This is a genomic window from Xylanibacillus composti (assembly GCF_018403685.1).
Lineage (GTDB): Bacteria > Bacillota > Bacilli > Paenibacillales > K13 > Xylanibacillus > Xylanibacillus composti.
Map to the genome: position 1 here is coordinate 1 of NZ_BOVK01000044.1, position 12,660 is coordinate 12,660.

General features: G+C 52.5%; 11 protein-coding genes and 1 riboswitch. Of the genes, 9 read left to right on the top strand and 2 right to left on the bottom strand.

Annotation, left to right across the window (positions count from 1 at the left end):
- Together XYCOK13_RS15490 and mgtE are read right to left on the bottom strand one after the other, a co-directional pair.
- Positions 1-495, bottom strand: a 495-nt coding sequence (locus XYCOK13_RS15490; protein WP_280520909.1) for a CorA family divalent cation transporter, incomplete at its 3' end; no start/stop codon positions are given.
- A gap of 304 nt (positions 496-799) precedes the next feature.
- Complete coding sequence (gene mgtE, locus XYCOK13_RS15495) at positions 800-2,152, bottom strand: magnesium transporter (RefSeq protein WP_213413097.1); 1,353 nt, start codon at positions 2,150-2,152, stop codon at positions 800-802.
- 182 nt (positions 2,153-2,334) lie between these two features.
- Positions 2,335-2,454, top strand: a riboswitch (SAM riboswitch).
- 83 nt (positions 2,455-2,537) lie between these two features.
- Here mgtE and metA point away from each other — a divergent pair.
- The 9 genes from metA (at position 2,538) to XYCOK13_RS22165 (ending at position 12,581) form a co-directional block, all read left to right on the top strand.
- Entirely contained in the window at positions 2,538-3,476 is a 939-nt protein-coding gene (metA, locus tag XYCOK13_RS15500; protein WP_213413098.1) for a homoserine O-acetyltransferase MetA, read from the top strand.
- Between the two features lie 135 nt (positions 3,477-3,611).
- A complete protein-coding gene (locus tag XYCOK13_RS15505) occupies positions 3,612-4,766 on the top strand; it encodes an aminotransferase class I/II-fold pyridoxal phosphate-dependent enzyme (RefSeq protein ID WP_213413099.1) in 1,155 nt (384 codons plus the stop codon).
- Positions 4,767-4,850: 84 nt separating this feature from the next.
- Entirely contained in the window at positions 4,851-6,218 is a 1,368-nt protein-coding gene (locus XYCOK13_RS15510) for an EAL domain-containing protein (protein ID WP_213413100.1), read from the top strand.
- A gap of 59 nt (positions 6,219-6,277) precedes the next feature.
- A complete protein-coding gene (gene mqnC / locus XYCOK13_RS15515; protein ID WP_213413101.1) occupies positions 6,278-7,411 on the top strand; it encodes a cyclic dehypoxanthinyl futalosine synthase in 1,134 nt (377 codons plus the stop codon).
- A gap of 92 nt (positions 7,412-7,503) precedes the next feature.
- The gene (gene ytxC, locus XYCOK13_RS15520; RefSeq protein WP_213413102.1) at positions 7,504-8,439 is read left to right on the top strand and encodes a putative sporulation protein YtxC; all 936 of its coding nucleotides are present in this window, start codon (positions 7,504-7,506) and stop codon (positions 8,437-8,439) included.
- A 503-nt stretch (positions 8,440-8,942) separates the two neighbouring features.
- Entirely contained in the window at positions 8,943-10,877 is a 1,935-nt protein-coding gene (gene thrS, locus XYCOK13_RS15525; RefSeq protein WP_213413103.1) for a threonine--tRNA ligase, read from the top strand.
- Between the two features lie 90 nt (positions 10,878-10,967).
- Positions 10,968-11,675: a 3D domain-containing protein gene (locus XYCOK13_RS15530; RefSeq protein WP_244865197.1), complete on the top strand. Its 708-nt coding sequence runs from the start codon at positions 10,968-10,970 to the stop codon at positions 11,673-11,675.
- A 167-nt stretch (positions 11,676-11,842) separates the two neighbouring features.
- Positions 11,843-12,364: an RNA polymerase sigma factor gene (locus XYCOK13_RS15535; protein WP_213413104.1), complete on the top strand. Its 522-nt coding sequence runs from the start codon at positions 11,843-11,845 to the stop codon at positions 12,362-12,364.
- Between the two features lie 85 nt (positions 12,365-12,449).
- Positions 12,450-12,581, top strand: a complete 132-nt coding sequence (locus XYCOK13_RS22165; protein WP_280520910.1) for a hypothetical protein — start codon at positions 12,450-12,452, stop codon at positions 12,579-12,581.
- Positions 12,582-12,660 lie beyond the last annotated feature (79 nt).

A 12,660-nucleotide genomic window follows, 5' to 3' on the forward strand; every position in this document is an offset into this window, starting at 1 on the left:
GGTTTGATGCAAGGCTAGTGCTTCCAGCTTCTCGATTCTAGCTTCAAATCGGTCACTTACTGTGAAATAGTTGTCAACGACGAGATCGATAAGCTCGTAAAGCAAGAAATCGGCGGAATTTGTTTTTTCCGTCAGCATAATCGGCTTGATTGTACGCAGCTCGTTAATCTTTTGTCTAGTAACAGTAATGATATAATGCCTGCCCAGGAATATGTTCAAAGCCCGTAAAAATATTTGCTCATCGTCAAATCGGATGCTGTTAATTACGATAAAGTACTGTTCGTTCTCATCATAGATTTCCAGCTTTGGCCGCTGTTCTTCTTCGTTAAGGCAGTTCTCGACGGCCAGATCGTGAAGATGGAACAGCATCTGCAGCTCTTGCAAGTCTTCTACAGACGCGTCAATCCAATAAAAGCCGCTTTCCGGCGCTTGCAGCGCTCTGGTCGGCGAGTCCAACTCGGTGAAAATCCCGTGCTGTACAAGGCGAACTCGCATGATTGCACTCACTCCTTTCGGTCATGGGGAAATACACCGGTCGCCCGTACCGAAAGAAGCCCGTCAGTTGCGAATGACCCGGGGGTGGATCGGAAGCCGGCGCATTTCCATATGTTGTTGCATTGGTTTGGGTTTGGCTTGTTGGTCCGCGCTCGGTCCTGCGTCCATACCTGAGTCTCACCTCTCTAATAACGTATTACCTGAATAGTATAACGTGTGCTTATCCGGTCTGCAATGCTCATTTTTCACTAACCAAGCGCTTCTGCTAGTATGCGAGAACGCTGTTCCGGAACGGCTGGTCCGGTCATGAAAGCTTGGATAGAAACATGGTAGCCAGACCGAAGTAGACGCTCAGGGAGAATAGATCGTTCAATGTCGTAATGAGCGGTCCGGAGGCAACAGCGGGATCGATGCGAAAACGGTGGAGCATAAGCGGAATCAAGGTTCCGGTCATCGTACCGATCAGCAAGGTCAGGAACAAGGAGAGTCCCACGACGAATCCCAGATAGCCGCTGCCTTGCCAGAGATAGGAGATGCCGGCAACGGCCAGTCCGCACACTACGCCGATAATGAGGCCGACGGCAAATTCCCGGCTTATCAAGCGGAGCAGCGTCTTTCGATCGATATCATTGGTAACGAGCCCGCGTACGACGATGGCAAGCGACTGCGTACCCGTGTTCCCGGTCATTCCCGCTATCATGGGCATGAAGAACGTAAGGGCTACGACCTGTTCCAGGGTATGCTGGAAGCCGGCCATAATGCTGCCGGACAGCAAGCCGAGGAACAGCAGAAGCACCAGCCACGGAAGACGCTTGGCCGATGCCTGAACGGCTGAGGTTTGAAAGTCTATTCCTTTGCCGGTGGCAGAAAGCTTGCCGATATCCTCGTTTGCTTCCTCCATGACGACATCCAGAATATCATCGACCGTTACAATTCCGGCCAACCTGTTATCCCCGTCCACGACAGGCAAGGCAATAAAGTCGTAGCGCTCCATAGTACGGGCAACTTCCTCTTGGTCCATATCCACCGGCACGCTAATGACGCGCCTGTACATGATGTCCGAGATTTTATCCCGCTCGTCAGCGAGCACCAAGTCCCGGTATGAGACGACGCCGACAAGATGCTTGTCGTCATCCAAGACATACAGGTAATAAATATTTTCAGCGTAATTGGCGAACGATTTCACCTTGTCTACAGCTTCGCGAACATCGTAGTGGTCCTTAATCCAGACGAACCGGTTCGTCATGATGCCGCCGGCCGTATCAGGCTCGTATTGAAGAAGGGATTGAACCGATTCCGATTCCGATTGGTTCATGGAAGTCAGAAAGCCTTGTGTACGATCCATGGAGAGGCCGGACAGCAGATCTGCCAGGTCGTCATTTTCCATGTACGCCATCATGCGCGACGCCTTTTCCAAACCAAGCACGGAGATGATTTCCTCCTGATAGGCGTGTTCCAGCTCTTGAACGATAATCGCCACATCGGGGAGCGGAAGCAGCAGCACAAAGGGCAGCCTGAACTTGCCGGGCAGGCTCCTGTATATTTCGGCGCGGTCATAGGGCTGAAGCTCGTCCAGCACCTCGAGGAGCCGTGTTTTATCTTTGCTTTTGATGGTATCTGCAATTAATGGGATGATTGATTGTACGTTTGTTTCCATCTGTACCGGGGCCTCCTTTTTATGGCAGCAGCGTATTCCCATACAAAGCATACCTGCTGGAAGCGGACAAAGCAATCGCTGTATCAATTGGTGCGGGTGCAGGCATGCGCCTGGAAGACCGGCGCTTGACGCCGAGGTGATTTTCCATTAAAGTAGTATTAATTATATAAGAAAATCCGTTACTCTTATCAAGAGCAGGTGGAGGGACTAGCCCGATGAAACCCGGCAACCGGCACTCAGTCGAACGACTCGCAGTGCACGGTGCTAAATCTTGCAGAAACGTTGTTTCTGAGAGATGAGAGAGGCTTTTTGACTTGTCATGAAGACCTTTCCATCGGGAAGGTCTTTTTTAGGTAAGAATGGATTAGTAAAGGGAGTGAAGACCATGCCAATCAAAGTGCCTGACTGCCTGCCAGCCAAGGAAGTGTTGGCGAACGAGAACATCTTTGTGATGGACGAAACGGCTGCATTTCATCAGGATATCCGGCCGCTTCGGATCGCGATTGTCAATCTGATGCCAACTAAAGAGACGACAGAAACCCAGTTGCTGAGACTGATTGGCAATACGCCGCTTCAGGTGGAGTTTGTGCTGATTCGCACCAAAACCTATACATCGAAAAATACCCCGCATGAGCACTTGTCGCAATTTTACCAGACGTTCGACGATATTAAGCACCAGCGGTTTGACGGCATGATCATTACCGGCGCTCCCGTTGAAACACTGGAATTCGAAGAGGTCGATTACTGGAACGAGCTTCAGGAGATTATGGAATGGTCGAAGCAGCACGTAACGTCGACTATGCATATATGCTGGGGCGCTCAAGCGGGCTTGTACTACCATTACGGCGTGCAGAAGTATCCGCTCCCTGAGAAGATTTTTGGCGTGTTTCCGCATGTGCCCACAGTGCGCAACTGCCAGCTGCTGCGGGGCTTCGACGAGTGCTTCTATGTGCCGCAGTCCCGGCACACAGAGGTGCGCAGGGATGATATCGAGGCAGTGCCGGAGCTGGAGATTTTGTCGCATTCAGAGGAAGCCGGCGTCTATATCGCCGCCTCCAAAGACGGCAAGCATATTTTCGTTACCGGTCACTCCGAGTACGATCCGGAAACACTCAAGTGGGAATATGAGCGGGACGTGCAGAAGGGAATGGACATCGCGATTCCGAAAAATTACTTCCCGAACGACGATCCGTCCCAAAAGCCGGTCAGCACGTGGCGGGCCCATGCGAACCTGCTGTTCTCAAACTGGCTGAACTACTATGTATATCAGGTTACGCCTTACGACTGGAACGCGGCTTACAAGGAGATGGCTGCGGGAATTTGAGGAGGCGGCGTATGCGGCTTCCTGGAAAAAAGCGAGCGTCCTGAAACACGGCATAGGAATAGCGCTGTTAGGAACCATGCCATTCCCGCGAAGGTGAGCCTTCACTTTCGCGGGTTGATAAAAGGAGGAACTGTAATGAAGATAGAAAGCCGCTTGGCGCAAATCGGGTCTGTGCAAGAGCCCGTAACCGGCGCTGTTAATTTCCCGATCTATCATGCAACGGCATTCCGCCACCCTCGACTCGGGCAGAGCACGGGCTTCGACTACATACGGAGCCAGAGCCCGACACGCAAGGTGCTGGAGGAGGCTGCCGCGGAGCTGGAGTCTGGAGACAGAGGCTATGCATGCAGCTCGGGAATGGCCGCTCTTCACACGATTTTCGGTTTGTTCTCGCAAGGAGATCACCTGCTTGTCTCGCTCGATCTGTACGGAGGCACGTACCGGCTGCTCGAGCAGATCATGAGTCGCTACGGCGTGACCGCCTCTTATATCGATACGAACGATATGGAGGGATTGGAGCGGCTGCGGAAGCCGAATACGAAAGCCATTCTCATTGAAACGCCTACGAATCCGTTGATGATGATTACGGACCTAGAGGCAGTAAGTGAATGGGCAAAGCAGCACGGCTTGCTCGTCATTGTCGACAATACGCTGCTGACGCCCTTTTTCCAGCGGCCGCTTGAGCTTGGAGCGGACATCGTGATTCACAGCGCATCCAAATACTTGGGCGGACACAATGATGTGCTGGCCGGACTTATTATGGCGAAGGGTCAGGAGCTGTGCGATCAGCTGTCCTTCCTGCACAATTCGATCGGTGCGGTGCTCGGCCCCCAGGATTGCTATATGCTGATGAGAGGCATGAAGACACTGGCGCTGCGCATGGAGCGTCATCAATACAACGCGGTGCGAATGGCGGAATTTTTGCAGGAGCATCCGTTGGTGGAGCAGGTGTACTATCCGGCGTTGCCGACACACCCCGGTTATGAAATCCAGCAACGCCAGGCATCCGGCAACACGGGCATCTTCTCGTTCAAGATGAGAGAAGCGGCAATGATCGAGCCGATCCTGCGGCATATCAAGCTGATCGCCTTCGCGGAGAGCCTGGGTGGCGTGGAATCGCTCATGACCTATCCCGCTGTGCAGACGCATGCCGATATTCCTGAAGAGATCCGACGCCGTGTCGGCGTTGACGATCGCTTGCTGCGCTTGTCCGTTGGCATTGAGCATATCGAAGACTTGATTGCCGACCTGGCGCAGGCGTTCGAAGCGGCGGATAAGGAAATCCATTAAAGATTTAACAGCATATTTCCACCGTGCAAATCGTGTGCTATGATGGAGAAAGCTAGGCAGGGCGCAATATAGAGGAGGGAGCACATGCGGGGAAATCACTTCTTCTTGACCGATTGGAAACGCAAGGCAAGCGTGTGGGGCAAGCTGCTGCTTCCCGACAGGATGCTGAAGTTTTTCCCGCCCTCCTTTATCGTTCGGGACCCGGTTCACGCCTTGCTGGACAAGCTCTACCGCCAAGGCGAATCCTGCGCTATCCTGCTGGTACACTGGAACAACTATGCATGGATCGCTTCATCGCTGTCCAAGCATGAGTTGTCTGATTTTAGAAGCCGGGCCAAATTGGCTGTGAAGCAAGCATGCGTTCAACACTTGGAAGCCTCGAATTTGGTCGCCTTGCAGCAATACTGCGAGGAGAACATTTGCGTATTTGTAAGGGTAGGGAAGCACTTGAGCTTGCAGCAGCTGCGCGAACGGGCGGAGGCGATCCGCGCCGAGCTGGAGCAGTCGCTGGAATACAGGTCGGGAATGCCGGCTTATGTGCAGACAGGCCTTCATCTGCTGGATGCCGAACAGGTTAACAGGCGTTCCGCAGCGATGGACGCCTATCGCAATGCGCATGCGCTTGCGACGAAAACCATCACTCCGTTTATGTTGGAAGCCCGAAGGGAACTCAAGAGGATTGTGCAGGGCGAGGACATTTCCGTGCTCGCGCAGCCGATTATGAATTTGCATAATGGGGATGTGTTCGGCTGGGAAATCTTGACGAGAGGCCCGGAGGGGAGCATCTACCATTCTCCTGTGGAGTTGTTCCATTTCGCCTATCAGGCAGATGTGCTGTCATCGCTTGAATTCCTGGTTGTGAAGAAGGGACTGCTGGAAATCGCGAAGCGCCGCATTCAGGAGCAGGTTTTCATCAATATAAGTCCCATTACGCTTAGCCATCCGTTGATGCTTACTTATATGCTGGAACAGCTCCGGCAATGGCCGGAGGTGCGCCCGAATCAGCTTATCTTCGAGATAACGGAGCGCCAATCGATCCAAAATTTCGGACATCTGACGCGTGTGATCCAGACGTTCCGCGAGCATGGATTCCGCTTCGCTGTTGACGATGCAGGGGCCGGTTATTCCAGCTTGCAATCGATTGCGGAGCTGATTCCCGATATTATTAAAATTGACCGTTCGGTCATCGCCAATATTGACCAGATCTCTGCCAAGCAATCCATGCTGCAGGCGATCTTGTTCTTCGCGGAACACGTCAACTGCCAGGTGGTTGCTGAGGGCGTTGAACGAGAAGAAGAGGCAGATGTGCTGTTCCGCAACAACGTCCATATGGGTCAAGGCTTTTATTTTGCCAGACCGGAGCCCTTCCGTCCGGAGGGAGACGCCGAGAAATTTGCCGAGCTGAAGAAAAAAATATTGCTGAAAACCCAAAAGGGCAGTGCGCTGGCGTGACACTGCTTTTTTTCATGATTTCTGCTATGATAGAAGCAAGAGAACGGAGGGGAACGCCGATGAATGTGGATACGATATTAGGCAAGGCATTGCGGGGGGAACGCATCGGGTTGGAGGAAGGCGCCGCGCTTTTTGCTTCCGATCAAGTGGAGAAGATCGGAGCTGCGGCCAACGAGATTATGCTGCGCAAGCATCCGGACCCGATAACGACTTTTGTCATTGGCCGTAATATTAACTATACGAATGTATGTGATGTATACTGCCGGTTCTGTGCGTTTTATCGTTCGCCGGATTCGGAGGAAGGCTATGTGCTTCCAAACGAGGCGATCTTTCAGAAGATGCAGGAGCTTATTGATGTTGGCGGCACGGAGGTGCTCATGCAGGGCGGGGTCAATCCGAATTTGCCTTTCGACTATTATTTGAACCTGCTGCGTGAGATTAAGCAGCGTTTTCCATCGCTGCAGATGCATTCTTTTTCGACGGTCGAAATTCGCAAGATGCAGGAGCTTTCCGGCTTGAGTTCGACCGAAGAGGTCTTGAAGAAGCTGCATGAGGCTGGTCTGGATTCGCTGCCGGGCGCAGGCGCCGAAATGCTCGTGGACCGGATCCGTAACAAGATTAGCCGGCGGAAGGGCTCATGGCAGGAATGGATCGACACGATGAAAGCGGCTCATCGCGTAGGGATGCATACTACCGGGACGATGGTGATCGGCTTCGGAGAAACGGCGGAAGAACGCGCATTGCACCTGATTCGCCTTCGCGACGCCCAGGACGAGTGCCTGCGCGGCGGCTATCCAACTCCGGGCTTTCTGGCATTTATCGCCTGGACGTTCCAGCCTGACAATACGAATTTGAAGGCGGAGCGTGTCGGGGCCGAGGAATACCTCAAGACGGTAGCGATCGCCCGCATCATGCTCGACAACATTGACAATCTTCAATCATCGTGGGTGACGATGGGACCGGAAGTAGGCAAGCTGTCTCTTTCCTACGGCTGCAACGATTTTGGCAGCACGATGATGGAGGAAAATGTCGTTTCTGCCGCAGCCTGCACTCATAAAGTGAATACAAACCTGATTCTGGATCTCATCCGCGAAGCGGGCAAAATTCCTGCTCAGCGCAATACGAAATATGAACTGCTGCGCGTATTCCAAGAAGGGGAGCGCGCCGACAAGGATTTCGTGCTGCAGAACTAATGGTCGACGCTCCTTCCATCGCTTTCTTCGTATATCCGCAAGACCGCGGCCATATACTTTAGGAAAGAAAGCGGCGGAAGGGAGTGGATGGCTTGCATCTGTTCACAATATCGTTGAAGCTGGACCCACAGCAGCATACCGACCCATTTTACGCACAATTGAGCCAGCGCATGCAATCAATCGCTCAACTTGGCAAGCACATTGCGATCAAGCGCGAGTATGCGTCTTCGGATAGGGAATGTTGGACCTGTGAAGTGTCGGGCGAGGCATTTGCTCTTACAGAGGACGGGCCTGCTGTTTATGCACAGGCATCGGAAGTATTGGCGGCCTATGTGCTTCGGTATGAAGAATTGCACTTGATTCGGTCGATTATTCAGCATGATTTCGATTATTATGAGGAGCAGGAAGTAGAGCAAATCATCCAATATTGTTATCAGATCATGGATGAGCCCGAGGAGCTGCTGGATGTTTCGGGCTCGGCTTCACAGCGTGTGAAATGGCATGGCAAAATCGCCGAAGCCTTTCACCAGTATTTGACGGAGCATACGATGCTGAACATGGAAGGTTTCGTGAGGTTTCGCCTGAAGTTTTATTGGACGGAGCTGCGGGAAATCGTCGAGTATGCCATTGATGAATACATGATGGATAAGCAATATCACGAATTCATCACGCTGCTCAAGTACTTCGTTTGTGTTCAGGAAGCGAAGGTGCCGGCTGTTCATCTGGTGCACAAAGGCGAGTATGAATTCCAGCTGTTCGATGAGGACGGCAAGCCGATGGAACCGAGTGCGGTAGAGAGCTTTGTGATCGAAACCGTCGATCAGGACGTAAATTTTGAGGATATGATCGTGAGCACGCTGATTACCGTATCCCCGCGGATGATTTATCTGCATACGAAGGAACCGGGCATGCAGGTAATCAAGACGATTCGCCAAATTTTCGAGGACCGTGTCGTCTTGTGCACCTACTGTCCGGTCTGCAGAAGCTTGCTGCATGGCGGAACAAGCAGTACATTGCGGCACCCTTAATCTGCCATGACGGATGTCCTTGCGGGTTTGCGACGAGGTGAATCCGCACGTTTGGTGGATGCCTGAGGGCGGATAAACCGCGTAAGCGGCGCTTGACTTTTCTTAGGGATGCCCGCTATAATAGCACCATTAATGAGAAACTTGGATACTCCATACACCTGCCATGACCGAAGACATGAGCGCTTGTGCTGCCCGTCCAGAGAAGGAAACCGCTGGCTGAAAGTTTCCTCGGGAATAAGACAAGCCGCTTACCCCTTCGCAGCTGTGATCTGGAAGGCAGAGGCTGGAACAGCCTCCGTTGGTATAGATCACCGGGACTTCCCGTTACAGAAGAGCTATCGAGGGTAACCGATTCCATTTCAAGCTGCCTAGCTTGGAATGGCGGCTATCGAAGTAGGGTGGAACCGCGAGACAGGACGCTCGCCCCTAGCCAGGGGCAGCGTCTTTTTTTTTGGTTTATGGCAAGAAGAGAATCAACCAAATCGGATGAGGAGATGAAGCAGATGAATGTGATCATTAAGCTGCCGGACGGAGCGGCCAAGGAAATTCCCAAGGGTACAACCCTGGAGGAAATTGCGGCGTCAATCAGCAGCAGCCTGAAGAAAAATGCGGTAGCAGGCAAACTGAACGGCAAGCTTGTAGACCTGTACACGCCAGTGGAAGAGGATGCGGATGTGGAAATCGTCATGCCGAATTCGGAGGAAGGGCTTGAAGTCATTCGGCACAGCACAGCTCATTTGATGGCGCAGGCGATCAAGCGGATTTATGGCGACCGCGCAGTGAAGCTGGGCATTGGCCCGGTCATTGAGGACGGCTTCTACTATGACATTGACTTGGAGCATTCCTTGACGCCCGATGACTTGAGCAAGATCGAGAAGGAAATGGCGAGAATCGTCCAGGAGAATCTCGAGATCCGGCGCCGTGAAGTCACGCGCGAAGAGGCGCTGGCCATCTATACCGAGCTTGACGATCCTCTGAAGCTGGAGCTTATCCGCGACCTGCCGGAGGAAGCTGTTATAACGATCTATGATCAGGGCGAGTTTTTCGACTTGTGCCGCGGTCCGCACGTTCCATCGACCGGCAGGCTGAAAGTATTCAAGCTGCTGAATTTGGCTGGCGCTTATTGGCGCGGGGACTCCAACAACAAGATGCTGCAGCGCATTTACGGGACCGCCTTTGTGAAAAAAGCGGAGTTGGATGAGCACCTGCAGCTGTTGGAGGAGGCAAAAAAGCGCGACCACCGCAGACTCGGCAAGGATTTGAAGATCTTCGCCTTTTCCCGCGAGGTTGGGCAGGGGCTGCCGATGTGGCTGCCGAGAGGCGCGAAACTGCGCAGAATCATGGAACGCTATATCGTTGATCTGGAGGAGCGCCTGGGCTATAACCATGTGTATACGCCGGTCTTGGCGAATGTGGATCTGTACAAGACATCCGGCCATTGGGATCATTACAATGAGGATATGTTCCCGCAGATGGTGATGGATAATGAGGAGCTGGTGCTCCGGCCGATGAACTGCCCGCACCATATGATGGTCTACAAAACAGAGATGCGGAGCTACCGTGACTTGCCGTTGCGGATTGCGGAGCTGGGCACGATGCACCGCTACGAAATGTCCGGCGCATTGACCGGACTGCATCGGGTCAGGGCCATGACCTTGAACGATGCCCATATTTTCTGCAGACCGGATCAGATCAAGGAAGAATTCGCCCGCGTTATCCAGCTCATTCGCCAAGTGTATGAGGATTTCGGCATTACCGACTACCGATTCCGTCTCTCTTACCGCGATCCTGCCGACAAGGAGAAGTACTTCCCGGATGACCAGATGTGGGAGATGTCGCAGCGCATGCTGCGTGAGGTTGTAGAAGAGCTGAATCTGCCGTTCTATGAAGCGGAAGGGGAAGCCGCATTCTACGGACCGAAGCTGGACGTGCAAATTCGCACAGCGCTGAAGAAGGAAGAAACACTGTCTACCGCACAGCTTGATTTTCTGCTGCCGGAACGATTCGGACTGGAGTATGTTGGCGAAGACGGACAGAAGCATCGGCCGGTCGTCATTCACCGCGGCATAATCAGCACCATGGAGCGGATGACCGCATTCCTTCTCGAAAATTTCGCAGGGGCTTTGCCGACCTGGCTTTCACCGGTGCAGGCGATGGTGATTCCGGTCTCCAATCATTATGATGATTATGCGCGTGAAGTAACCGAGAAGCTCCAAGCGCTTGGCGTTCGGGCAGAAGGGGATTACCGCAACGAGAAGCTGGGCTATAAGATCAGAGCCGCTCAGCTCGAGAAAATTCCCTATATGTTCGTCGTTGGCGAGAGCGAAAAAAATGAAGGAACCGTCTCGGTCCGCAAGCGGGGAGAAGGCGATCTTGGGGCCTCCCCGATTGAAGAAGCGGCACAGACGATTCTGCAGGACAGAACGGTTCAAAATTAACTGAACAGCGAAGCCCGATCCTCCCGGAGGGTGTCCATGTATAAATTTTCTTATACAGGGACACCCTTGTTTAATAGGGGAGGGACGAACATGAAGTTGTCTGACCAGAGCAAGTGGCTGTGTATGCTCATGCTGGTCATCATTGTGGCTTCTATGTGTGCGACAGATCAGCGGCAAGTCGAATCCGACTTCATGGCTTTGCCGGCGAGCAAACCCATGAAAGAAGCATCGCTTGCTTACACATCGAAACATGTAGCTGCTGCTGTGATGAAGGTTGAGGAGGGTCATTCTGCAGCAGTCGCTTCATCGGAACGAGTAGAGCCCATTCAGAAGGAAGAACCGATTCCAGATGACAAGGAAGCAGGCGAAATACCGATTCACGAAATGAGCGAGCGCACCTTATCGGGGAAGTTTGACAGTGTAGAGGTGATCGCGACCGGCTATTCGGCCAATTATGAATCGACTGGCAAAACCCCCGACCACCCGCAATACGGCATTACCTATTCGGGGTTGAAGGTGCAGAGAGATAAAGACGCACTGTCCACCATTGCGGCTGATCCGGACATATTCCCGCTTGGCACCGTGCTATGGATACCGGGCTACGGGTATGGCATTGTGGCGGACATCGGCTCTGCAATCAAGGGCAACCGGATCGATCTTTACTACCCTTCTGCGGAAGATGTATACGCGGAATGGGGGAAGAAAAAGCTGCATGTGTATGTCATTCAATACGGCGAAGGCAAGGTTACAGAGGAAATGTTCAAGGAAGTCAGCAGCGCATTTGCTCCCAAACATTAGGATCAACAGCTTTGCCGATCAAAATACAGAAGAGGAAGAGCGGACCGCTCCTCCTGCCGAAACGGCGGCACACAAAATGTATGCTGCCGTTTTTTTTGTGTGCACTCTGTGCTACAATAAGATTACTTCCTTGGTAAGCGCATACAGAAACGAGACGATGTTGCAGCTTGACAAATCAAGCGAAGGGATCTGATCTGGCAATGATGAATCAAAGCGAGTTGTTGGATCGCTTATATGCACAGATGATCGCAGTCTCCTATAGGATTATGGGCAATAAGTCAGATGCACTGGATATCGTACAGGAATCATGGTTAAAGATTATTCAGAAGTATGAGACGCTGCAGGATCCGGACAAGCTGTTCCACTGGGCCAGTACAATCGTGCGGCGAACGGCAGTGAATGAAATCAGAAGACGCGAAATCCGGCGCAAGACAGAGGGTCGCTGGGTAAGGCTTCATATGCCGCTGAACCAGCCTGACAATATGCTCAAAGAGTTGGAATGGCAGGAATGGATGGACGCGCTGGATGACGAAACGAGGCGCATGTTCAAGTACAAGTATGACCTCGGATTGAAAGACCTGGAAATTGCAGAGCGTCTGGGCATGCCCACGGGAACTGTGAAAGCGCGTTTACACAGAGGGAAGCGCCAGCTGATGAAATATACAAACATGTACCATAGCCGTACATAATTGCTCACGATTGCGCTCATAATAATGGTTGGGCGCGACTCACGAGGCAGTCGTCCCGATTCCAATCGGGGAGGTGAGCAGGGCTATGGCAAAAAACAAGCAGAACCAACAGCAACAAAACCAGCAAAATCAATTCAACGCTGAGTTCGCAGAAGAAGTAAATGCAAACCAAGCAGCTCAAGCAACAAGAAAGCAGAACCAAAACGCTCAAAAATAACAGCTTTATGCATAGCATAGCCAGGCAAAGCGGGTCCCGTTCGGGGCCCGCTTTGTTTGTGGTACGCCCAGCATGGGCG